Consider the following 22,560-nt stretch of genomic DNA (forward strand, 5'->3'; position numbering starts at 1 on the left):
CGCAGCGATGGGGCGCGGGTTCATTCGGTGCCGAACAGCGTTGCGGCCTGGTCCTCGGTGAGAATTTCGTAGGCGTCGGATTCCCGGTGGTACCACCAGGTACCAGGTCCCGGCTGCGGTCGGCCCGCCGCCTGCACGGCCCGCGTCGACGGCCGGTAGGAGCAACTGCGCGGAATCTCATCGACGATGTACACGATGTCGGGCCGCTGGTCCGGATCGAGTGCGCGTACCGCCTCGGTGACATCCTTGGGTTCCAGCCGCAAGCCCTTGCGGATGCTCACCGCCGCCACCGCGAGCGCATGCTCGCGAGCGGGCAGTCCATAGGCGACCTCCATGTCGACCGCTGTGATGTCGTTGAGCACGTCGACGATGGGCTGGGTGAAGACCGGACCGCGTCCGGTGAGGATCACCGTATCCGTGCGATCGACCAGCCAGTAATCGCCGTCGCTATCGCGGCGGAAGAGATTTTCCGTCGGCATCCACGCATCGCCCGCGCTGAATACCCCACGAAGCCCACCGTCGGAAAGGTCGATGCCCTCGGACGCCTTGCCGATCAGCAGACCGACCTCGTTATCCGCGCAGCGCCGCGCGAAGCCGGATCCGTCGGTGCGGATCTGCTCGGTGACCGGGTCGTAGGCGACGAGCTCCACCTTGGCGGTGCCGGGTACGGGGCGGCCCTTGCAGCCCGCCTTCACACCGGTGACGTTGGCCAGCACGACATCGCCCTCGATGGAAGCGTAGAACTCCAGTACCCGGGCGGGCGCGAACTGTTCGGTGGTGCGACGCCAGAGGCCCGCGGGCATGCCCGAGCCGATGAACAAGCGGATGGGGTGCCAAGTGGGGATGGTAGTCGGCGGAGCCGACGGGGTGGGTGCATGCGGCCCGGCCGGGAAGACCTCGGCGTCGAGGATGTCACGCAGCATGGTCCATGTGTAGGTGACCACCGTGACGCCGTAGCGGCGCACCTCCTCGCCGAACCGGATCGGGTCCAGCGATCTGGCCAACGCGATCCGGCTGCCGCCCGCGATCGCACCGCCCAGGCTCACCAGCAGACCGGACGAATGATGCAGCGGCGCAAGGCAGTAGACGGTGTCCTTGCGATCGAGATCGGCCGAGGTCGCGGTGCCGAACGCGGACAGCGCCCAACGGTTGTTGGTGATGTATTTGGTCTCCAGGCGGTCGCCGGTTCCGGTGACGAGCACGAAGGCGAGTTCCCGCGCCAGACCCGGATCCGGGCGGTACCAGGCAGGCAGTTGCACCTCTGTGGGATCGATCTGTTCCAGGTCGATCACGTCGTCGCTCAGCGGAATATCGAGGGTGCGCGTAGTACCGCCGCCGAGCACCAGGACCCGAGTGCCGGTAGCCGCCGCCGTTTTCAGATTCTCCGGGTCCGAGATCAGTGCCTTGATGCCGGTGAGTTCGATGGCCCGAGCCAACTCGCTACCGGGGGCGAGCATTACCGATACCGCGCCGATACGAGATAGCGCGGCGACGCTGGCCAGTGCGCTCGGCCGGGTCTCCATCACCACGCCGACGCGCATGGCCGGGCGAACACCGGCGCTGATGAGCCCGCGCACGACACTATCGATGCGCGCGTTCACGGCGGCGTTGGTGTACGCGCGATCATCGAAGAGGAAGAGATCACGCAGCGGCGCCCGCCGTCCCTGCTCGGCGACGAGGCGGCCCAGGGAGATGCGGGTATGCGGCTGGATCAGACCGAGTCGGGTAAGCCGCGGCAGTGCGCGCGCCGCCTCACCGGCGAGTTCGATCGAACCGCGCACGGTATTGCCGGCAATGTCCTCCAGTGCCTTACCGGCGCCGGCGCCCGCCTCGACTATGGTGGCCACGGTGTGCACGACCCGGGTGGCCGCCGAATTCGGCCGGTTGGTCGCCACATGTCCGGTCATCGGCGCGATCTCCGGGGGCAGCGGTTGGTCCCGATCTATCCAATCTATCCACTGACGCACCAGCGGCCAGGTGTGCTTGGTCGCCATACTGCCCGCGACGAGGCCGAAATGCCCGGCAACCAAACTGGCTTCGTATACCTCGGCATTGGGTGCGGCCCGGACGATGCCGCGCACCGCGGCGGGCTGGCCGATATCGTCGACCTCGCCGACGAAGGCCAGGATCGGGCATTTCAGCTCGGCCAGCGAAATCGGCTGGTCCCGGATCACGAAGCCACCGAGCATCATTCGGTTGTGCGCGACGAACTGCTCGAGCAGATCCGCCGCCGCTGGACCGGCGTAGCCGACCCAACCGTCACTATTGAGGAACCGGCGCTGACGTTCCTTGGGCAGCAACGCTTCCCGGTCGTGCAGTTGGCGCAGGAAGTCGATGCGCGATTTGGCGGTCTTCACCGGGTCGAGCATCTGGAAGCCGAGCCGGACCATCGAATCGGTGATCGGCAGCCGGGTTACCACATGGTCGGCCAGGAACTGCGCGACATCGGAGACCATGTCGTACGGCAGTCCGAACGGCATACCCGCGACTACATCCACGGGACTGCCGAAGGTCACGATGCTCTCCACCCCGCTACCGAACCGATAGGCGGTGGTCTGATAGGCGAACATGCCGCCTTGCGAGTAGCCCATCAGGTGCACATTGCTGCCGGTCGCGTCGCAGACCGTATCAATCGCGCTGTTCACCGCGAGCACGTGATCGGCCAGATCCCGTTCCCAGCCGCCCTCCTCACTGGCGGGCGAACCGAAATCGACCACCCAGCAGTCGATTCCGCCACGATGCAGAATGCCGACCGCGCCGTTGTCGGCGTTCACATCCCAGATATCGGCGTTCACCATCAACGGCGGCACCAGGACCACGACCGGGCGACCCGGCGTCGCATCGTCGGGGAAGTAATGGCGCAGCCGATACATCCTGCGTCGTTCGACGATCTCGAACGGCGACGACTCGACATCGGTGGTCAGCCCGCCGAATCGGATGACCTCCAGCCCGTTCTGGGCGGTCGCCATCAGCCGCTGCACGGCCCCGACGACAGTTTCCACAGTGAACTTCACGATCGCTCCTGGCCCTACCCTGCAAAGTGACCCGCTTCACACAGCCCCGATGTGTTCAGACGAGCTTTCCACACCGTGTGTCCATTATGGGTCGGAGGTGAGCGAGCGCAGCGAGGGACGGCTTCCTATACCTGCCGATCGCCGCCGATAAGGTGGGGCGATGAGCGAGCCATCCATAGGCACAGCATCAACGGTCGCAGCGGAGCCGAACACTGCCGAGGCGCAACTGTGACCGAAACGCTGGCCGAACCCGTCATCGACCGCGAAGCCCTGCCCGTCGAGCTCGTCGACGAGGCCGGGCGCGCGGTCGGTGCCTGCCCGGTAGCGCAGGCGCATACCGCGCCTGGGCTGCTGCACCGCGCGTTCTCGGTGCTGCTGTACGACGATGCGGGCCGGGTGCTGTTGCAGCAGCGTGCCGCGGTGAAGACCCGGTTCCCGCTGCTGTGGGCCAACTCCGCGTGCGGCCATCCCGCGCCGGGTGAGCCGGTGGTGGCGGCCGCCGCGGGCCGGTTGGCCGAGGAGCTGGGGTTGGCCACGGCATTGACCGAGGTCGGCATCTTCCGCTATCACGCCGAGGATTCCGTGACCGGTCGGGTGGAGCACGAATGGGATCATGTGCTCATCGGGCGGCTCGATGCCGAATTCCTACGGACCGCGCCGCCGCGGCCGGATCCGGCGGAGGTCGCCGACTTCGCGTGGATCCGACCGGAGGCGCTGCGCGATGCGATCGACGACGATCCCGGGAGCTACACGCCGTGGCTGCTCGGTGTGCTCGATATCGCGGAAGAAGCGGTTCGGGTCATCTGAAGGCTCTTCGGCTGCCCCGCCGTGGACCAAGGCGAGGTCTGCCATTGATCATCTCCGGCCTCATCTCGTAGTCGGCGGTGAATCGCTGCTTCGGCCGAGGCCCCGTCGTCGGCTGCGGTATGTGGTCACCAGCCATTCGGGCACAGCGGGCACGCTTCCCACGTTGATCGATATATCGGCCGAGTGCATGTAGGCCACGCCGCACGCAGTGGAGACGGCATAAGCATGGAGAGGAGTCCAGGATCTCCTGGCTGCTCTTCTGACCGATACAGGGGCAGCTGTTTCTGACATGCATTGCTACGCATATCTACGTTTCGGCAAGTAATTTTGCCCTGGCTCGCCGCGCTTGCAACACCGCACAAAGCCTTCGAGAAATCACAGGAACGACACAGGGTTCGAACAGGAGCGACTCGGATTCTGGATCGCGTACGAGGTTCGAAATTCAGCGAGGTGCGCGATGGTCGAGGTCGAAGTCACCGACGATAAGGTGACGGTTCATGTGCTCGGCGGACACCGACTGCTGGCCCTGCGCGAGCACGTGAGCTTCGATCGGGCCGATATCAAAGCGGTGACCACCGCCCCGGTCGATCTGCGGCCGCCGTGGGTCCGCGCACCGGGCACCTTCTTTCCCGGCGTGATCGCGGCGGGCACCTACCGAGGCAAGGGGCGAAAAGAGTTCTGGGACACCAGATTCAGCGGTCAAGCCATTCTCATCGACCTCGCCGGTCCCGGCTTCACCCGTCTCGTCGTCGATGTCGACGATCCCGATGCGGCCATGGAAACCTTGACCGCGGCCGCCGCCTGACAGTTCAGGGATTCGAGCCGAAGGCGCGCAGCAGAACGGCGCGGGTACGGCCGGGGACGCGCTGGTGGGTGTTTCGGTCATGATAATGACGGCCCGAAAAAGTTCACCGAACCGGCTGGTCTCGTTGCCGGAATTTCAACACCTCGATGGGCCGCATCGCCGTCATGCCATGCTGTTGGTTCATCGAGCAACAGAGGTATTCCGATGACGACAACGCAGTCGGTGGATCGTCGCTATGTGCGTCTGGTCGCCGAATTCGACAGGCTGTTCCGCCGCCCGAGCGATGGCGGCGGCGCACTGGTGGTCTATCAGCATGGCGAACCGGTCGTCGATGTGTGGGCCGGATTCGCGCATCCGGACGTGCCGTGGGCCGCCGATACCGTGGCCATGGCCTATTCCACCGGCAAAGGTGTGATCTCGACGCTGGCGCACCGATTGGGCGAGCGCGGTCTGTTCGACTACGACGAGCCGGTCGCCACCTACTGGCCCGAATTCGGGGCGGCGGGCAAGGAGCGCATTACGGTGCGGGAAATGCTCACCCACCGGGCGGGCCTGCATCGGTTACGGGATCTGCTGCCCGGTCCGGTGGCGCGCTACTTCGACGATGCCGAGGTGACCGCCGCGCTCGCGGCCTGCTCCCCCGATCCGCGGCACGCGGTGACCAGCGGCTATCACGGAATCTCGTTCGGACACCTGGTCGCGGAGCTGATCCGACGGGTCTCCGGTTCGGACTTCACCGAGCTGTTGCGCACAGAAATCGCGGAACCGCTTGCGGCGCAAGAGCTCTGGTTCCGGGTGCCGGAATCCGAGCGCGCGCGCATTGCCACCAACTTTCCTAAGCTCACCGTTGCGGGCATGAGTTGGGAGCACAGTGCGCGGCTCATGGGGCGGACTCGTTTCGCGGCGGCCACCGACACCACACCGCGCGGGTTCGCCGATCTGGTTTCCGATCCGCGCCTACATGATTCGGTGATGCCGGGCGTCAACGGGGTCTTCTCGGCGCGGGCCCTGGCGCGGATGTACAGCGCCCTCGCGACCGACGGTCGGCTCGGCGATTTCCAGTTGCTGCGCCCGGAGACTATCGCGCAGATAACCCGGCGTCAGGTCTTCACACCCGATTACGTGCTGGCGTTCCGCATTCCGTGGGGGTTGGGTTACCACGGTGTTCCGATGAAACCGTCGAAGGCCGAACCCATCGCCGCCTTCGGCCATTTCGGCCTCGGTGGCTCGGGAGCATTCGCCGATCCGGCCACCGGTATGTCACTGGCCTTCGTCACCAACCGGCTCGGCGGGAAGCTGACGCCATTGGGCGATGCCCGGCTGGCACGACTCGGTGCCCTCGCCCATAATCTCGCGAAGGCCGGATAGGCGGTCGCTCCAGGTAGTCGCGCCGGAAAATCATCGGACGGCTCCGGACCATTCGCAGCGCATGCACGGTGTGGGCTGGCAGCATGGGCGCATGGAGTTGCTGGGACTGGAGCGGATCGAGGCAGCCGCGGCTGCCTTGGCGCCGGTGATTCGGCGGACGCCGGTGGTGGCGTCGCGGGTGCTATCCGAGCGTGCCGGAACCGAGGTGCGGTTGAAGTGCGAGAACCTGCAGCGGACCGGATCGTTCAAACCGCGCGGGGCGTATTTCCGGATCGCGAATCTCCCGCCGGACGCCCGGGCGCGTGGCGTGGTGGCGGCCAGTGCGGGCAATCACGCGCAGGGAGTCGCATGGGCCGCGGCTTCGCTCGGGATTCGCTCGACAGTATTCATGCCGGTGAGCGCCTCACTGCCGAAGCTGGTGGCCACCAAGGCCTATGGCGCCGAGGTACGGCAGGTCGGTGAGACCATCGACGACTCGCTGGATGCCGCACTGGATTTCGCCGAGCGGACCGGTGCGACGCTGATCCATCCCTTCGATCATGCCGATATCATCGCAGCGCAGGCGACGGTGGCCCTGGAGATCATCGAACAGATGCCCGAGGTCGGGACGGTGATCGTGCCGACCGGCGGCGGTGGGCTACTCGCCGGGGTCGCCACTGCCCTGCATCATGTGGCGCCGCAGGTGCGGGTGGTCGGGGTGCAGGCGGCGGAGGCGGCCGCATGGCCGGATTCGCTGGCGGCGGGTAGGCCGGTGCGAGTGGCACGGATGTCCACCATGGCCGACGGTATCGCGGTCGGCCTACCGGGCGAGGTGCCGTTCGCGCACGTCGCGGCGTATGTGCCCGCAGTGGTGACGGTGGATGAGGATGCGTTGTCCAGGGCGCTGCTGCTGTGTCTGGAACGCGCGAAGCTGATCGTCGAGCCCGCCGGTGCCGCTGCGGTGGCTGCCCTGATGAGTTGCGAGCCAGCCGAACTCGGCGTGCAGGGGCCGGTGTGCGCGATCCTGTCCGGCGGAAATATCGATCCGATGATGCTGACCAGGATCATCGGTCATGGTCTCGGCGCGGCCGGGCGCTATCTGGCTGTGCGCGTGACGATTTCGGATCGCCCGGGTGCGCTGAGCGAATTGCTCGCGGTGGTCGGGAAGACAGGTGCGAGCGTGGTGGATGTGGTGCACTCGCGCACGGGTGGCTGGCTGGCCGTAGACGAGGTCGAGGTATCGCTGACCTTGGAAACCCGAGGGCCGACGCATCGCGACGACGTGCTCGCCGCGCTGGACAATTCGGGATACGCGGTGCGCGTGCAGGATTGAGAGCAGGTGGGCTCAACCGGACCCACCGGCGACCCATCAGCACTGGCGACGACGAGATCGATCAGTCGTTCACCAGCCGTGCACCGACAATCTCCGCGCGGATGTCAGTGCGCGCCGCCGAGTTCCAGCGCCAGGACACCGAGAATCACCAGTGCGATACCGCCGACCTGGATCAACGAGAGCCTTTCATCGAGGAATAGAACACCGATGACGGCGATGGCCGCGACGCCGACAGCCGACCAGATGCCGTAGGCGACACCGATCGGCATGCCGCGCTTCAGCGCCCGGGACAGGAAGAAGAAGGCCGCGCCGTACCCGATGACCACGATGATCGAGGGGACGAGTTTGGTGAAACCGTCGGAGATTTTGAGCGACACGGTCGCGGTGATTTCGGAGGCGATGGCCAGCGCCAGCAACAGCAAGGTCATCTTCCGAGCGTAAACCGCGGCGGGTGGCAGGCTGCTGCGGCAGGCACAGCTCACCGGAGCCGTCCCCGACTGGAGCCTCGCCGGTCACGAATTGCTGAGCTATCGTCGGGGCCGGCTGCACCACCCGGACGCTATCCCGGCGCTGGCCGCACCACTGCTGCACGTGGCGGTTCTGCTCGGCCGCAATTTCGGCCCGGCGTCGGTCAACGTGGACGCTCGACGGTGATTACCCCAGCCCATCCTTGTTGCGTGGACGATTACCCGCGCAGTTCCGTAATCGTGTGCCGAATCTCATCGAGTTGTGCCGCGACCTGCACGCCCGCGGTTCCGCCGCGCGCATTGCGGGACGCGATCGAACCCTGCACGGTGAGCACCTCGCGGACCTGCGGGGTCAAGGCCGGATCGATGGCGGCGAACTCCGCGTCGGTCAGCTCGTCCAGGCCGACACCGCGCGCCTCGGCGGCACGCACGCACGCACCAGCGGCCTCGTGCGCGACACGGAACGGAACACCCTGCCGGACCAGCCATTCGGCGATATCGGTGGCGAGGGTGAAACCGGCGGGGGCGAGTTCGGCCATGCGATCGGTGTGGAAGGTGAGCGTCGAGATCAGGCCCGCGATGGCCGGGAGCAGCAGTTCGAGCTGCGCGACCGAGTCGAACAGGGGTTCCTTGTCCTCCTGCAGGTCCCGGTTGTAGGCCAGCGGTTGAGCTTTCAGGGTGGCCAGCAGTCCAGTCAGGTTGCCGATGAGGCGGCCGGCCTTACCACGGGTGAGTTCGGAGACGTCCGGATTCTTCTTCTGCGGCATGATCGACGACCCGGTGGACCAGGCATCGGCCAGGGTGATGTAGCCGAATTCCGGTGTGCTCCAGATGATCACCTCTTCGGCCATCCGGCTCAGATCGACGCCGATCATGGCGAGCACGAATGCCGCCTCGGCCGCGAAATCACGTGCGGAGGTGGCGTCGATCGAATTCGCCGCCGCGGCAGTGAAATCCAGTTCGGCCGCGATGGCTTCCGGATCGAGTCCGAGCGAGGAACCGGCCAGTGCGCCGGAACCATAGGGCGACACCGCCGCTCGCTTGTCGAAGTCGCGCAGCCGATCGATATCGCGCAGCAGCGGATGCGCGTGCGCGAGGAGATGGTGCGCGAGCAGCACCGGCTGCGCGGCCTGCAGATGGGTCTTGCCGGGCATCACCGCGTCCGGATGCGCGGCGGCCTGGGCGACCAACGCGTCGACCACATCGAGGACTCCGGTGGCGATCCGGCGGGCCGCATCGCGCAGCCACATCCGAAAGAGCGTGGCCACCTGGTCGTTACGCGAGCGCCCGGCCCGCAGTCGGCCGCCGAGTTCGGCGCCGACCCGATCGATCAGCCCACGCTCCAGCGCGCCGTGCACGTCCTCATCGGCTTCGGCGGGGGCGAACGCACCCGAATCCACGTCCGCCGCGAGGTGATCCAGTCCGGCAAGCATGGCGGCGAGGTCGCTGTCCGACAGCAGTCCCGCTTTGTGCAGCACGCGCGCGTGTGCCTTCGACGCGCGAATGTCGTAGGGGGCCAGCGCCCAGTCGAAATGGGTCGACTTGCTCAGCGCGGCCATTGCCGCGGCCGGTCCGGACGCGAAACGTCCGCCCCAGAGCGCCCCTTCGTTGGTGCTGCCGCTCTGCGTCATCGTGTGCTGTCTCCTCCGGGTCGTCGGGCGGTGAACAAAATATCGGTCTTCAGGTGGGTGGCGGCCGCGTCGGATACCTCCCGGCCCCGGCTGCGCAGCACCTCGGCCGGATCGGCGCGCGACACCGTCCAGCCGTGTTCGATGAACCAGTCGATCGGATCGCTGCGACCTTCGTCGGAGTACCACAGTTCGCCGACATCGACCGTGACGTCGACCCCGGCGGATCGTGCCTGCTGCAATGCCTTCGAGTCCGGCGCCGCACCAGCCGAGCGGTAGATCGCGACGCGACTGCCCGGCGCGCTCGATGCCACGATGTTCTCGAACAGCCGATCCTGAGCGTCCGCGGGCAGGTAACGCAGGAGTCCTTCCACCAGCCATGCCGTCGGCATGGCCGGATCGAAGCCATTGGCCCGCAACGCCGCCGGCCAATCCTTGCGCAGATCCACTGCGATCGCGCGGCGTTGCGCCGCGGGCGGGAAGTCCGCCAGCGCACTGTCCTTGAACTCCAGCACCTTCGGCAGATCCAGCTCGAAAACCGTTGTGCCGAGCGGCCATTCGATCCGATAGGCCCTGGCGTCCAGCCCCGCCGCGGGGATGACGATCTGCCGGATGCCGTCGGTGGCCGCCTCCTGGACATAAGCGTCGAGATAGCAGGTGCGTGCGATCAGGGCCGAGATTATGGGTCCCATCGACGCTGTCGCGGCCTCCTCGAGATCCGGGATCTCGCCACGCACCATGCGCGTCCAGGATTCCGAACCGGCGGCGGTCACCAGCACTTCGGCATACGGGTCGTGGAACAGTGCGTCCGGGCGCCGGCTCTCGGCGGCTCGCATTGCCGCGACGCCGAGAGCCGTGGCGCCCACACTCGATTCGATATCCCAGCTGTCGTCATCGGTCCGCATAGCGCTCCCTTCGGGTCAGCCACCGCAGCGCCGACCCGTTCGAGCCTAATAGTCGCCGGCGGACGTGGTCCGGCGCGCTACTTCTGGTTCAGGTCGCGACGCGCCGCGACCTTGGAGGACAGGCCGTGGATCTGTACGAAGCCCTTGGCGAGGGACTGGTCGAAGGTGTCGCCCTCGTCGTAGGTGGCCAGGTTGAAGTCGTAGAGCGACTGCTCGGAGCGGCGGCCGTTGACCACCACGGAACCGCCGTGCAGCACCATCCGGATCTCACCGGTGACATGTTCCTGGGTTTCGGCGACGAATGCGTCCAGCGCGCGCTTGAGCGGGGAGAACCACAGGCCGTCGTAGGCCAGCTCGCCCCAGCGCTGCTCGACCTGCCGCTTGTAGCGGCCCAGTTCGCGCTCGATGGTGACGTTTTCCAGGGCCTGGTGCGCGGTGATCAGCGCGATGGCACCGGGTGCCTCGTAGATCTCACGGCTCTTGATGCCGACGAGCCGGTCCTCGACCATATCCAGGCGGCCGACACCCTGGCGGCCCGCCCGACGGTTCAGCTCGACGATGGCCTCGAGCACGCTGACCTGACGGCCGTCGATGGCGAACGGCACACCCTTGTCGAAGGTGACGATCAGTTCGTCGGGCGCCTCGAAGTTGACCGTCGGATCCGAGGTGTAGTCGTAGACGTCCTTGGTCGGCGCGTTCCACAGGTCCTCGAGGAAGCCGGTTTCCACCGCCCGGCCCCATACGTTCTGGTCGATCGAGAACGGCGACTTCTTGGTGACATTGATCGGGAGCTGGTTCTCCTCGGCGAAGGCGATGGCCTTCTCCCGGGTCCAGGCGTAGTCGCGCACCGGTGCGATCACATTCAGGTCGGGGGCGAGCGCGCCGATGCCGACCTCGAAGCGGACCTGGTCGTTGCCCTTACCGGTGCAGCCGTGCGCGACGGTGCTCGCGCCGTGGAACTTGGCGGCCTCGACCAGGTGCTTGACGATGAGCGGGCGGCTGATCGCCGAAACCAGCGGGTACTGGCCCATATACATGGCGTTGGCCTGGATGGTCGGCAGGCAGTACTCATTGGCGAACTCGTCGCGGGCATCGACCACGATCGCCTCGACGGCACCGCAGTCCAGGGCACGCTGGCGCACCACATTCATGTCCTCGCCGCCCTGGCCCAGATCGATGGCGACCGCCACGACCTCGGCGCCGGTCTCCTTGCCGATCCAGCTGATCGCAACGGAGGTGTCCAGCCCACCGGAGTAGGCGAGTACGACGCGCTCGGACATGTTCTGTGTGCTCCTCGATGTTCGATAGGTGTATCAGCAGTATGGCGGGTGTCCGGGCGGTGGGCGCGGGCCGGCCCCGACGCCTCTGGACCAGCCTGAGCGGGCCCGCGTCATTCTGCAAATGATTATGCATGATGGTGCAAGCCCATTCACAACTGGGGTCGCGTCCGCGAACCAGCGAACCTAAGAGCCGTGCCTACGTGGCGATTCACTCGTCGTAGTGGTAGCGACAGGCAATGACGACAACGACATCGTCATCGGCGCGGTACACGAGGCGATGCTCCTTCGTGACCCGCCGAGACCACCAACCGGACAGGTTCTGCCGCAGCGGCTCCGGCTTGCCGATACCGTCGGCGTTGCCGTTACGGCGGATGTCCTCGATCAACCGGTTCAGCTTCTTCAGCGTGGCTCGATCCTCGGACTGCCAGTGCAGATAGTCGTCCCATCCGTTGGCGTCGAACAGAACCTTGCGGCTCATGCCTCAACACTTCCGTCATCGGTCAGCGCGCGCGGTTCGACCAGGCCCCGCTCGACGTTGTCGATCGACTCCATCAGACGGCGAGCGTTTGCCCGACTGCCCAGCAGGTAGGCCGTTTCTTTCAGTGCCTCGTATTCACGCAGACTGATGACGACCGCGGGCTCCTTGTCACCGCTACGCGTGATGACGACTTCGTCGTTGTCCTCGGTGGCCGCATCGAGAACTGCCGCGAAGTTGGCCCGCGCCTCGGTGGCGTGCATTGCGCGCATGATTGTGACCTCCACTCAGCATCTACTGCAGACCAGCATACCCCAAAATGTACGCGATACCGTACAGAATTCGACTTCGGCCGATAACGCGAGGCCGCTTCGTCGATTTCGCCGATCCGGTTCCGCGCTGCGACGGCCGCCCTCAGCGATCGATGCTGTGACTCCAGTCGATCTCAGAGACCTGTCTTACGAGAACAAGATTCGTGCCATTGGCCAGCTGCTCGCTCAGCATTCGCCCGATCCCAACACACCTTGATGCGTGGCAACGACATTCAGCCGTGAACTCACCCCAATGCTTTCCACCCCGACCATGGGCGTGCCCCGCGCGCACCTCGGATACATGCCAGCCGGTGCTCTGCCTGCTCCCGGAGCGTCGGCCTGGTCGATGCTGCCTGCACCGCCATCGTTGTCATCCGGAACTCCCGTATGTCGCGGAGCAGTTCGAAGCCTGCCCACTCCGTTACGTCGTGTCCGTACACCTCGCAGAACTCGCCGTACTGCTCTGCGGTAATCCAGCCGAACGATCTCCACTTGATCGCCGTGTGCACCAGATCCCACTCAGGCGGCCCGATCGAGCTGCGTTCCAGATCGAGCAGTACGGCCCAGCCATCGTCCATGGCGGCTATGTTTCCGACCCAGGCGTCGCCGTGGATGACGCACCACGGCAAGCCTTTCGGCAGTTCTTTCCACCGCTGCTGTAATTCGGCGAGACGAGTGTGCAGCCACTGCCGATCCTCGTCGCCCCAGCCATGAGCAGCCCCGATTCGCTCTTCCAGTCGCACGAACGGCGCCACTTCGCCGAGATCGAAATCTGTCGGCGGCGGCAGGCGATGCAGCTGCTTCAGGACCGCGGCCACCTGCGTCGGCGTGCCGTGGTGGTGCGGCGGGAGCTCGCGCCAGAAGGTGACCGCTCGGTCGCCAACGTCTACCGGCTGGTCGACATCCGGAACAACCTGTACGGCTGGGACACCGGACGCTTCAAGCCAGCGAGCGACGTTCACTTCACGCCGCGCTGCGGCCAGTTGGCCTGGTCGGCTAGCCCGAGCAACAACGCATCCCGACAGCCGGTAGATGGCGTTTTCGCTCACCTGAATTAGCTCGGCCTGATCGACATCGAGTCCTACCACGGAACCCGCCGATCGCACGATCGCCAGCCAGTCGGTGTCGACCGCCTCGCTCATGCGTGAATCAGCATGCGGTCGATCTGGGCATGCAACTCCTGGACCTCGGTGGCACGAATATGCGGCTTCGCGAACATGCGAAGCTCGCGCAGGTCGTCGGCGGCGCGACGGGAACGCAGATGTCCGGCATCGACCAAAGCCGCCCGGCCCAACGAGGCTGCTTCTAACGGATCGCCAGTCGCCATCGTGAGCGATGCCAGCTTGATGCCCGAAATCGCCCGTGAGCGAACGAAGGTGGACGTATGTCCAGCGACCGCCACCTGCAGTCGTCGCTTGGCTTCGCCGTCGAATCGGCCGTCGAGTGCAACATCGAACAGGGCATGGCCGGTATCGCCCGAGTGTTGGGCGGCGTCGTAATAAGACATCCACGGAGGGTCATTCGCCGGTGAGGCATGGGCGAATTCGTCATCGGCCTGACCAACCGCTCGCACGGCTTCCTCGGTTCGATGCATTTTGGCCAGCGCCCGAGCCCGTGCTGAATGCAGCATTGCTCGTTCGGTGGCGGTCAGCCGATCGGCACGCACCATGGCCAGTTCGATGAACGTCAGGCCATCGTCAGGATGACCGCACCAGATAGCTTGCCGTGCCATCGACGACAGCACCTTGCCGCGCAGGTGCGAGTCACCAACCTCTTCGGCACAGGTGAGGCCGAGCTGGAACATGCTGCGAGCATCGGTGTGAGCGTAAGCGTCGAAGGCCATGAATCCAGCGGTGTGCCCAAGGAAGCCGACAGCGCTATGAAGCTCCGTCCGGTGTTTCTCCGCCGTCTTGGCACCCAGCAGATTCACGGCGTAGCGCAGTTGGGCGGATACGGCTTCCCGAACCAGCCCGCCACCGTAGGTGTGATCCCATGAGCTGAACTCGCGAGCAGCCGTCCGCACTTGCTCGATCTCGGTCGGGCCAACCATCGACGGAATCGGGGTCGGTTCGATCTTGCCCAGCAGTTCGAGGTGCAGTCGGTGGACCGCACCGGCTGCCAGGTCTCCAAGAGCTACACGATCAACAGTGCACTAGCCGGGAGCACAACCGGCAATTCTGTCAATGCTCGGTGGAATGGGCCAGGGCGCCAGACGAGCTTCTCTTCGGGAACCGCTAGGCGCATTTCGGGCAGGGTGTCGAGGAGTTGATCGATGGCTTCCTGAGCGAGCAGAAGCCCGTACGGCCGGGCATGAGCAGGACAGGCGTGGGGGCCGGTGCTGAATGCCAGATGCCATCCGTTGTCGAGGAATTCGCCTGTGTTCATTTCTGGATCTGTGTTACAGGCGGCCATGCTGATGATGACCGGCTGATTCGCTGCCAGCCACACGTCATCGACCAGAATTGGCTGGCGTGGATAGGTAATGCAGTAGTTCGCCATTGGTGGGTCGGTTTCCAGCCGCTCGTAAAGTGCGGTCTTGGTTGGCAAATGGCTCTCAGCATTGGTGAAGCGAGGATCGGTCAGCATCAACAGCAGCGTGTTGGCGATGAGGTTCACAGGCGGCTCGACACCCGCCGCAAACAGCAGAACTAGTTGATGCACCATCTCCTCGTCCGACAATGCGGCGAAATGCTGGACGAGTCTCGTGGTGACATCATCAGCCGGGTGGGCACGCTTCAGAGCGGTAAGCTCAAGCAACGCGTCGCCCATTATTGCGTTCACTGTTTCGGTATCCACACCGTCGAACATCGCAGCACTGGCCCTCGCGACCTCCGCACCGATGTCCGGTGGACAGCCGAGTACCTGGCAGAAGACTTGGAAAACCAGCGGGAGTATGTACTGGTTCAACACGTCGGCCTTCGCGCCCTCCCCAGGCCTCGCGGTCTGCTTCGCGGCCCTACAGAACGCGTTGATGATCGGGATGGCGGTTTGCTCCACCATGGGTTGCAGCGAGTTGAGGTCGATCCCGGCCAAGGCGTGGTTCAAAGCACCGCGGTAGCGCGTGTGCGCTGCACCGCTGGTACGGATTGCGTTGGGGCGAGGGCCGATCATCGGCATGATCGGGATATCAGCAGGTGCGTCCCTGTGCCAGGCACTCGGATCGGCTGGAAAATGGTCGGAGTCGCTGAGAATGCGGACGGCGGTCCGATACTTGATAACCAGGGTGGCAGGAACACCTGCCCACAGCTCAACCGGAACCAGCGATCCGTAGTCTTCACGCATCTGGCGGTAGAACCCGTGGGGATCGGCCGCGAATTCTGGACTGTATATCTTGATTCGAGGGCCTTTGAACCCGATCGACGACATTGGGTCAGCTGCGGTAGCACCCTGATGCGTGTGCTGCGGATACACGTAGTCTCCTTGAGATCGGTTGCGGCAGCATAGTACCTAAGGTGAGGGCCGAGCGACGGCCTTCGGGTAGCTATGTTGTTCCCTGCCAACAGAATTCCCTCAGCCGGGGTAGGTGTCGGCCGCACATCGTCAGGTCGTGTGTAACGTGTGCTGGCTGGCGCTGCGGCGGCAGTGACGTCTGAGCGGGAATGTCGTCAAACTTGGTGCAGTGTGGCTACTTCGAGCTGACGAGGGGCTTCGGCGTAAAGCGCTTGTCGGGTCCCAAGCACAACAAGATGATCGAAACCTCTGTGGTGTCCAGGGGTCGAGAACGCGGTGGCGCGAACGCTGGCCGATCAGCCGACGCCCGGTTAGACGACCGAGCCATGGTCGTGCGATCGCGGCGGTTGATCGGCCCAACCCCACACTGCAGCACCATGTTTCGAGTACGACCCTCGTGTTGTTGAGCATTATCAGCGGAGCCGCCCGGCTTACTCGCCGCGTGCTATCGCTGTCTATCTCGGCTTACCGTGGACTACTGCGCTTCAGCGCAACCACGACAGCACTGCTCGCCGTTCCCTTGCAAAGCCCCGTTAGGGGCGCCCACTGGGGCGCCCCTAACGGGGTTGTCTTGGCAGGACTAGTTGCGGCGTGGGTCGTTGCAGCGTGCCGCCCACGCGCCGGGCACATCCTCAGCCAGCGCTGGTGCACCGAGGACCTCGTCGTCGAAACCGAACGCGTCCAACAATGCCGGCAGAGCCTCGGCGAGATTGTCGATGGCCTGGAAGAGCAGCCCCTTGCGCAGCTGCTGCTTCACAGCCTTCACGGCAGCGACGTCGAGGAGACCGTGGGTGAGATACCACGCGGACTCCTTGTCGATCTGGTAGAGACCGAACACGTCACGCACGGCAGCGATCTCAGGATGATGCTCGGCATGTTCGTCGAGCAACCGCAGAGCCTGCTCGGCGCAGGAGGCCTCGGCGAGCTCGAGCGCGTCCGGAATGACCTCCAGCCGAGACTGAAGCGATGGATCGCCAAGCAGCGGTTGAACCTCTTGGGCGATCGTCAGTGTGCGGGCGCGCAACAAGCGCGACCGGTCTCCGGGGTCGGCGGGATCGTGGAGAACGGGTGCGGGGGGCAGTGAGCCGACGAGCTGCTTGGCCAGAACGCGACCGCCGACGCTACCGAGGACGTAGATGTCGCCTTCGCCCGTGATGGCGGCATGATTGACTCCGAGGTAGTCGGCGACCCGGTTGGCGCTGAACATACCCTGCGCAGCCATTTTGATCCGACTGTCGGTGACCGTCTCCAACGCGTGCTTCTGGATGAAATACTTGGCCAACATCACCGACACGACGGTGTCGCGGGCGGTGAGATCAGCGCCCGCAAGGAAGGTCTTGACCGCGTTGCCGTAAACGGTTCGGGCGACAGTTCCGGCCAGGTCGGTGAGCAGGGTATCCCGCACATGCGGGATATCGAACATGAGCGTCCGGTCGACAGGCGTCAACGGCACTCCCCGCTTGGCGGCGTAACGCAGGGCGATGTAGAGCGAGGCGCGGGCTGTGGCGTTCAGGCACGACGAGAGCGCCAAACGTCCAACAGTCAGTTGGCTGATCGCCGAGGCGAAACCCCGCCGCCGACTGTCCTCGTCACGCCACGTCAACACCCCGTTGCCATCGATAGTGGCCAGGTTGTTGATCAGCCAGTCGCTACGCTCGACCCGGAGATTGTCGAAGCGGATGAACGAGTTGTCCATGATGACCAGCGGCTGATGGTCGAGTTGGGTGATCGTCACGCCTGGAGCCGGGTCACCATTCTCGAGGCGTAGTCGCGCTGTGAACAGGTGCACGCCCTGATCGATGCCCGCCGCGTCGATCAACCGTGCACCGATGACGCAGACCCGGGAAACCGGGATTCCGACACTGGGCATGAACTTCCATGCCTGCGAGTCCGGGGAGTTGAGCACGTACCCCTCACCGTCCCAGGTGGCACGGGTCTGCATGAATTGGACGTTGGAGCCGCACCCGAACTCGGTCAACAGCATGACACCGATGCTGGCGGCGTTATCCAGGTCCTTCAGGTACAGCTGGGCGGACTCGGAGTCGGTCAGGGTGGCCAGGCTGCCCGAGGCCAGGTTGTAATGGCCGGAGATCAGCGGGATCAGGTCCGTCGCCAGCACCGCAGACCAGTCGAATACCGCGAACAGTTTGGGCAGATCGGTCGCGACATCGCGGGTTCCGATCTCGTTAACCAGGTGTCCCAAATGGTCATACGCGTTCGCCCGCCGCTGCTCCTGGCTCTGCTTTTCCGTGACGGCGAAGTTTGGGTTGCTCAGAATCTTCTGCAACTGCTGGTGGAATCCTTGATCGCCGTGCCGAAGAAGCTCGGCCAGCGATCCAGCCACCGATGTGGGTTCCTGATCCCCGTGCGTAACCATAACCGCCTCCTACTCAATTCCGATCCCAACGGTTACTCGTCCACCGTTGGGCATACTGCGGGCCATCGATGCCGAACTTCGACGCACCGGAGCCAGCGGTTACCGCGTGTTCACGCGGACATTGCTGGGACCGGGACAAGGGAGTCGGACGATGACCTGTCAAAAGCTCAATGCACGACATACCTTCACGCGAGGTTTCGTTCCGCTACTTGGCCACCAGGTTTCGCGCGGCGGCTCCGCGAGCGTTGGCGTGCGCCACTCTCGGCAAGGGGCTGCGGGCCAATCAAGATTTGCATGTCTCAAAGTGTAGCGATCATCTTTGAGTTCTCAACTGGGAGAGCGCATTTCGGCGTTTGCAAGTAGCTGACGAAGGGTCGCCAAATTACCCGCATCTGAGTCGCGCCAGCGAATGGCTGTCATCCGAAAGCGTTGGACGCCAATGGGTATGAACCCTGCCCGCGCAGAACCTGGTGTAGAGGAACAAAGTCGGCCAGGCAGGAACGCCGCAGCCACGGACGTGGCCCGCTAGCGGCGGGCAGAAGTGGTCGGTGTCGTCTCGTCATCACCCACCTTTCCCGGCTGATCCAGAGTACGATCGCTCGTCCGACAGAATGATACGTTTGTCAACGGCACGCGAATCGTGGATCTGGCACAGATTTCGTGATTCGGTAGATTTGATTGCTCAGTCGCTCAACAGGATTCGCTTCCTGAGTAGGTCGGTTTTCGCGCGGCCGAACATTTGCCAGGCCGACTCGGCGCGGGCGAAGCGGCGTGTGGTGCCACGGGACAGGCCCAGCTCGCGACTGATCGCAAGGATGCTCGTGCCCTGGGCCAGCAGCGAATGGACCTCGGCCCAGCGCTGGCGAGTGCGCACCGCGGTGCGATCCTGCCGTTCGCCGGGCGTGGGTGGCCCGGGAAGGATGTCGGCGGCAACCGCGGCGATATCGGGCCCGTCCTGCGGCTCGGGGGCGGTGATCGCGGCGGGCAGGCTGGCGCGGTGGCGTGCCACAGTGCGTTCGACCGCCTCGCCGAGGTTGTGCCAAATGTGCCAGCGATCGGCGACCTGCACCGCGTCCGGTGCTCCCGCGGCGGTGCCCTCAGCGTAGGCACCGGCGCGGTCCCGGCAGACGATCTCCACGCCCGGATGCGCCCGCAACCAGGCCGTGAGGGTGTCGGCGGTTCGGTCGTCGAGAACCTCGATCGGACGGCGAGTCTGCATATCGATCAAGATCTTTCCGTAATGGTGCCCGCGGCGCAGGGCGAAGTCGTCCACGCCCAATACCCGCGGGATCGGGTGCTGCGGATCGGGCAACGCTCGGATCTGGCGCAGCAACGTCATCCGGCTCACTGTGGCGGCCAACTGTCGAGTCAGCCGCGCTCCAGCGCGGCCGCCCAAAGCCAGCGCGACCGCGCACAACACACGCTGCAGGGTCACTGTGTGGCGGGCATACTTGGTCGCGAGCTGCGGCACTTGTTCGGTGAAAGTTGTTTTGCCGCACTCGGAGTTGTCGCAGAACAGTCTGCGGACCTGTAAACCGATCAGGACCTCGAGGCCGGTGATCGAGGTATCGGACAGCCGCCGCTGGTAACGGCTGTGGATCCGCCCGGACAGCATCCCGCAGCCCGAACACGCGACCGGATCCTCACCGGTGGCGGCCTCGATCCGCACTGTTGACCCCGCCGCGCGGATCGCCTCGATCCGCAGACCGTCCAGATGCGGGAACAGGACCCTCATCAGTTCAAGATCAGAACACCCGCGACATGATGAACTATCAACCGCCCCTTCGCATCCCGAACGGGTCAATCACCAAGTCTGTGCCAGATCCAGTATTCAGGTGCCGTCGACACCGGAGCCGGAGTGGGTGCTCCTCCGGCTCCGGTGACTCCCAACCCAAAGATGACAAGAGGATTGAGGCGGCAATGAACTCCAATTGGTGGCAAGACGATGGCGAACCATCAGGCCGGGGGACAGCGTCCAGGACATTATCGACCGCGTCCAAGCCGAGTGGAGAGCCAGCCGACAGAGGTCTGCGGGCTGGCCTCACGCAGCCCCCGAGTGGCCCTTCAGCGTCGAAGAGGCGCACGCGACCATGCAGCAGCACCGAGGCTGCCGCGCAACCGAGTGCCCTCGCAAGAAGGCGGCACGGCAAACGCTGATCAGCGCCGGACGCATGAAGCCGGACACATCGCGGGAGCACTGAGCAGTGAAGTTGGCCCATCGCGAGATCGGCTGGTGGGCTGTACGGCCACCTACTCGGCATCCGTAACGCACGCACCCCCGGGACCGGTTCACACACCACGGTCCCCGGGGCGTTGCCGTCCAAACACTCATAAGTCGTGGAAACCGACACGATCCGTGGGCGCCAAGATCAAGGAACCGACGCTGGTGCAGGTGGCGGGGTCGGTGATCGTGACGAAGATGGATGTGGTGCGGCGGCGCGGGAATATCGCCGTCCATCGGACGGGCGAGGTGCCCGCGCAGGATGCGGTGGGCGCGGTAGGCGAGTTGTTCCATGTGCTGTATTGGCTGGGGCGCACGTATGCGCGCACCGAGGAGGGCAAGCCGTTCGACGGGCAGCGGTTCGACACTTCGCTGATCCCCCGGCCGGTGCCCGAATTGCTCGCGCTGCGGCTGCAATTGGCGCACCTCACCGGCGACACGAGCTACGACGGACTGCGGGAGAAAGTCCAGGAGATCGCGAACGCTCTGCTGGATCCCGGACTGAACAGCATCACCGCCATCCGGCAGCGGCACGCGTTCCTCGAAGAGGTGGCCGGCGACGCGTGGTGGGAGGATGTCACCGTCCCTATGTTGGAAACGCTGCGTCGACGGCTGCGGGGATTGGTCAAGGCGATTCCCGCCAAAGACGCCCAGAATCCGCTCTACACCGATTTCCGGGACGAACTCGGCGAAGTGAACGACATCGCGATAGCTGTGCTCCCCGGCGGCGGTAAGGGCATGGCGCGCTTCGAATCGAAGGTCCGCACCTACCTGCGCAGCCACGAGGACGTACTCGCGGTGCAGAAACTGTTGCGCAACAAGCAGATCACCTCCGCAGACCTCGGCGAACTGGAAAACGTCTTCCTCGACAACGGATTCGGCACCGCCGAGGACATCGAGCACGCCGCCGCCACGCACGGCGGACTCGGCCTGTTCCTGCGTTCGCTCACCGGCCTCGACGCCACCGCGGCCGCCGCCGCCTTCGACGAATTCCACACCGGCCGCACCCTCACCGCCAGCCAACTCCACTTCCTGAACCTGCTCACCGACTACGTCAGGAAGAACGGAGTGATCGAGGTGGGTGCGCTCTACGAGCAGCCCTTCAAGGCGGTAGCACCGACCGGCCCGGAGGACATCTTCTCCGACGAGGATGTGGACCGGATCGTCGCGGTCGTCAAGAACATCCGTACGACCGCGCTACCCGAGCAGCAAGCGGAGCAGACCGCGGCACACGGATAAGTAGACGCCTCGACCGCCCGACACTGACGACGACCGTCAGAGTGAACGTCAGTGCCGCTCGGTGTTCCACCTTCCGCTAGCACCTTGGCACCCCCTTCCCGCTATGTCACGCTTGATCCGGTAACTATCGGAGCGGGCAAAGGACGGACCCCATGCTGCACCTCTTGGCGGGCGAATTCAGCACTCTCGGCAACGACGTCCTCGATGTAGGCCGCGCCATAGTCGATTTCATCCAGGACATCATCAGCATCGGCACCGCTGGCAGCACCCCGCACGGCGGCGGCCAGTACCCCTTCGGCTGACATGTAGCCGATGCCTACCTCGCATGGGTTGTGCCCCATGCCTATGCGAGGTAGGCACAGGACGACGGGGATCAGCGGCTCAGGCCAATTCCTCGATTCTGGTGGCTAGTTCGGCCCCGGTCAGGGGTTCGCGCGCGATGACGGCGATGGTGTCGTCACCGGCGATGGTGCCGACGATGAAGGGCAGGGCAGCGCGGTCCAGGGCGCTGGCCAGGTAGTGGGCGGCGCCGGGTGGGGTGCGCAGGACGGCGATATTGCCACTGGCATCGGTGGAGACGAGCAGGTCGCCGAGGAGTTTGGAGAGGCGGTCGGTGCCGCCGGTGACACCGCGGACCGGACTGCCGTCTTCGGGTACCACGTAGACGCCCGCACCGCCGTCGGCGGCGCGCAATTTCACGGCGCCGAGTTCATCGAGGTCGCGAGACAGCGTGGCCTGGGTGGTTTCGATGCCCTCGGCGGCGAGCAAGGCGGCGAGTTCGGTTTGACTGCGGACCGCGTGCACCGTCAGCAGTTCGATGATGCGGGACTGGCGACCGGCGCGGGTACGGGCGATAGCCGGGGCGGACTTGCCCGCGTCGGGTTGGACTGTCATGGCCGAA

General features: G+C 65.1%; 19 protein-coding genes. 6 read left to right on the top strand and 13 right to left on the bottom strand.

Annotation, left to right across the window (positions count from 1 at the left end; all coding sequences use genetic code 11):
- Nucleotides 1-20 precede the first annotated feature (20 nt).
- Nucleotides 21-3,014, bottom strand: a complete 2,994-nt coding sequence (locus tag ACW2Q0_RS23160; protein WP_457192993.1) for an AMP-binding protein — start codon at nucleotides 3,012-3,014, stop codon at nucleotides 21-23.
- A 228-nt stretch (nucleotides 3,015-3,242) separates the two neighbouring features.
- On the opposite strand from ACW2Q0_RS23160, the gene idi reads away from it, so the two are divergent.
- The 4 genes from idi (at nucleotide 3,243) to ilvA (ending at nucleotide 7,306) form a co-directional block, all read left to right on the top strand.
- The gene (gene idi / locus ACW2Q0_RS23165; protein ID WP_457192994.1) at nucleotides 3,243-3,821 is read left to right on the top strand and encodes an isopentenyl-diphosphate Delta-isomerase; all 579 of its coding nucleotides are present in this window, start codon (nucleotides 3,243-3,245) and stop codon (nucleotides 3,819-3,821) included.
- A 457-nt stretch (nucleotides 3,822-4,278) separates the two neighbouring features.
- Entirely contained in the window at nucleotides 4,279-4,626 is a 348-nt protein-coding gene (locus ACW2Q0_RS23170; RefSeq protein WP_457192995.1) for a hypothetical protein, read from the top strand.
- Between the two features lie 204 nt (nucleotides 4,627-4,830).
- Complete coding sequence (locus ACW2Q0_RS23175) at nucleotides 4,831-5,994, top strand: serine hydrolase domain-containing protein (protein WP_457192996.1); 1,164 nt, start codon at nucleotides 4,831-4,833, stop codon at nucleotides 5,992-5,994.
- A 91-nt stretch (nucleotides 5,995-6,085) separates the two neighbouring features.
- On the top strand, nucleotides 6,086-7,306 hold the full coding sequence (ilvA, locus tag ACW2Q0_RS23180) for a threonine ammonia-lyase (protein ID WP_457192997.1): 1,221 nt from the start codon (nucleotides 6,086-6,088) through the stop codon (nucleotides 7,304-7,306).
- 104 nt (nucleotides 7,307-7,410) lie between these two features.
- On the opposite strand, the gene ACW2Q0_RS23185 is transcribed toward ilvA, so the two are convergent.
- From ACW2Q0_RS23185 to ACW2Q0_RS23235, 11 genes are all read right to left on the bottom strand, one after another.
- Entirely contained in the window at nucleotides 7,411-7,734 is a 324-nt protein-coding gene (locus ACW2Q0_RS23185) for a DMT family transporter (protein ID WP_457192998.1), read from the bottom strand.
- A 257-nt stretch (nucleotides 7,735-7,991) separates the two neighbouring features.
- Complete coding sequence (gene argH, locus ACW2Q0_RS23190; protein ID WP_457192999.1) at nucleotides 7,992-9,404, bottom strand: argininosuccinate lyase; 1,413 nt, start codon at nucleotides 9,402-9,404, stop codon at nucleotides 7,992-7,994.
- Nucleotides 9,401-10,306 carry an SAM-dependent methyltransferase gene (locus ACW2Q0_RS23195; protein ID WP_457193000.1) on the bottom strand — a complete coding sequence of 302 codons (906 nt, stop codon included), beginning with the start codon at nucleotides 10,304-10,306 and terminating at the stop codon, nucleotides 9,401-9,403. The genes argH and ACW2Q0_RS23195 overlap by 4 nt, the downstream gene beginning before the upstream one ends.
- 77 nt (nucleotides 10,307-10,383) lie before the next feature.
- Nucleotides 10,384-11,586 carry an argininosuccinate synthase gene (locus ACW2Q0_RS23200; protein WP_457193001.1) on the bottom strand — a complete coding sequence of 401 codons (1,203 nt, stop codon included), beginning with the start codon at nucleotides 11,584-11,586 and terminating at the stop codon, nucleotides 10,384-10,386.
- Nucleotides 11,587-11,794: 208 nt separating this feature from the next.
- Nucleotides 11,795-12,064, bottom strand: a complete 270-nt coding sequence (locus ACW2Q0_RS23205) for a Txe/YoeB family addiction module toxin (RefSeq protein ID WP_457193002.1) — start codon at nucleotides 12,062-12,064, stop codon at nucleotides 11,795-11,797.
- Nucleotides 12,061-12,333, bottom strand: a complete 273-nt coding sequence (locus ACW2Q0_RS23210; protein ID WP_457193003.1) for a type II toxin-antitoxin system Phd/YefM family antitoxin — start codon at nucleotides 12,331-12,333, stop codon at nucleotides 12,061-12,063. Before ACW2Q0_RS23210 ends, ACW2Q0_RS23205 begins: the two co-directional genes overlap by 4 nt.
- Before the next feature lie 284 nt (nucleotides 12,334-12,617).
- Complete coding sequence (locus ACW2Q0_RS23215) at nucleotides 12,618-13,514, bottom strand: phosphotransferase family protein (protein ID WP_457193004.1); 897 nt, start codon at nucleotides 13,512-13,514, stop codon at nucleotides 12,618-12,620.
- Nucleotides 13,511-14,422, bottom strand: a complete 912-nt coding sequence (locus ACW2Q0_RS23220; RefSeq protein WP_457193005.1) for an XRE family transcriptional regulator — start codon at nucleotides 14,420-14,422, stop codon at nucleotides 13,511-13,513. The genes ACW2Q0_RS23215 and ACW2Q0_RS23220 overlap by 4 nt, the downstream gene beginning before the upstream one ends.
- An 83-nt stretch (nucleotides 14,423-14,505) precedes the next feature.
- Nucleotides 14,506-15,783, bottom strand: coding sequence for a cytochrome P450 (locus ACW2Q0_RS23225; protein ID WP_457193006.1), 1,278 nt, complete (start codon nucleotides 15,781-15,783; stop codon nucleotides 14,506-14,508).
- Between the two features lie 619 nt (nucleotides 15,784-16,402).
- Entirely contained in the window at nucleotides 16,403-18,199 is a 1,797-nt protein-coding gene (locus ACW2Q0_RS23230; protein WP_457193007.1) for a hypothetical protein, read from the bottom strand.
- Between the two features lie 682 nt (nucleotides 18,200-18,881).
- Nucleotides 18,882-19,934 (bottom strand): ISL3 family transposase, encoded by a 1,053-nt coding sequence (locus ACW2Q0_RS23235; RefSeq protein ID WP_457193008.1) that lies wholly within the window; start codon nucleotides 19,932-19,934, stop codon nucleotides 18,882-18,884.
- A 621-nt stretch (nucleotides 19,935-20,555) separates the two neighbouring features.
- Here ACW2Q0_RS23235 and ACW2Q0_RS23240 point away from each other — a divergent pair.
- Both ACW2Q0_RS23240 and ACW2Q0_RS23245 read left to right on the top strand, forming a co-directional pair.
- Entirely contained in the window at nucleotides 20,556-21,659 is a 1,104-nt protein-coding gene (locus ACW2Q0_RS23240) for a type I restriction-modification enzyme R subunit C-terminal domain-containing protein (RefSeq protein WP_457193009.1), read from the top strand.
- 152 nt (nucleotides 21,660-21,811) lie between these two features.
- Nucleotides 21,812-21,961, top strand: coding sequence for a hypothetical protein (locus ACW2Q0_RS23245; RefSeq protein ID WP_457193010.1), 150 nt, complete (start codon nucleotides 21,812-21,814; stop codon nucleotides 21,959-21,961).
- 79 nt (nucleotides 21,962-22,040) lie between these two features.
- On the opposite strand, the gene ACW2Q0_RS23250 is transcribed toward ACW2Q0_RS23245, so the two are convergent.
- Nucleotides 22,041-22,553, bottom strand: coding sequence for an arginine repressor (locus tag ACW2Q0_RS23250; RefSeq protein WP_457193011.1), 513 nt, complete (start codon nucleotides 22,551-22,553; stop codon nucleotides 22,041-22,043).
- Nucleotides 22,554-22,560 lie beyond the last annotated feature (7 nt).

Source organism: Nocardia citri, from assembly GCF_054065835.1.

What these genes read in the sequence shown, in the direction of transcription:
- ACW2Q0_RS23215 (WP_457193004.1), bottom strand. Translation starts at nt 13,514, where the DNA reads ATGAGCGAGGCGGTCGACACCGACTGGCTGGCGATCGTGCGATCGGCG.
- ACW2Q0_RS23175 (WP_457192996.1), top strand. Translation starts at nt 4,831, where the DNA reads ATGACGACAACGCAGTCGGTGGATCGTCGCTATGTGCGTCTGGTCGCC.
- ACW2Q0_RS23210 (WP_457193003.1), bottom strand. Translation starts at nt 12,333, where the DNA reads ATGCGCGCAATGCACGCCACCGAGGCGCGGGCCAACTTCGCGGCAGTT.
- ACW2Q0_RS23245 (WP_457193010.1), top strand. Translation starts at nt 21,812, where the DNA reads ATGCTGCACCTCTTGGCGGGCGAATTCAGCACTCTCGGCAACGACGTC.
- ACW2Q0_RS23200 (WP_457193001.1), bottom strand. Translation starts at nt 11,586, where the DNA reads ATGTCCGAGCGCGTCGTACTCGCCTACTCCGGTGGGCTGGACACCTCC.
- ACW2Q0_RS23170 (WP_457192995.1), top strand. Translation starts at nt 4,279, where the DNA reads ATGGTCGAGGTCGAAGTCACCGACGATAAGGTGACGGTTCATGTGCTC.
- ACW2Q0_RS23205 (WP_457193002.1), bottom strand. Translation starts at nt 12,064, where the DNA reads ATGAGCCGCAAGGTTCTGTTCGACGCCAACGGATGGGACGACTATCTG.
- ACW2Q0_RS23235 (WP_457193008.1), bottom strand. Translation starts at nt 19,934, where the DNA reads ATGAGGGTCCTGTTCCCGCATCTGGACGGTCTGCGGATCGAGGCGATC.
- ACW2Q0_RS23230 (WP_457193007.1), bottom strand. Translation starts at nt 18,199, where the DNA reads ATGGTTACGCACGGGGATCAGGAACCCACATCGGTGGCTGGATCGCTG.
- ilvA (WP_457192997.1), top strand. Translation starts at nt 6,086, where the DNA reads ATGGAGTTGCTGGGACTGGAGCGGATCGAGGCAGCCGCGGCTGCCTTG.
- ACW2Q0_RS23195 (WP_457193000.1), bottom strand. Translation starts at nt 10,306, where the DNA reads ATGCGGACCGATGACGACAGCTGGGATATCGAATCGAGTGTGGGCGCC.
- argH (WP_457192999.1), bottom strand. Translation starts at nt 9,404, where the DNA reads ATGACGCAGAGCGGCAGCACCAACGAAGGGGCGCTCTGGGGCGGACGT.
- ACW2Q0_RS23220 (WP_457193005.1), bottom strand. Translation starts at nt 14,422, where the DNA reads ATGGTTGGCCCGACCGAGATCGAGCAAGTGCGGACGGCTGCTCGCGAG.
- ACW2Q0_RS23250 (WP_457193011.1), bottom strand. Translation starts at nt 22,553, where the DNA reads ATGACAGTCCAACCCGACGCGGGCAAGTCCGCCCCGGCTATCGCCCGT.
- ACW2Q0_RS23185 (WP_457192998.1), bottom strand. Translation starts at nt 7,734, where the DNA reads ATGACCTTGCTGTTGCTGGCGCTGGCCATCGCCTCCGAAATCACCGCG.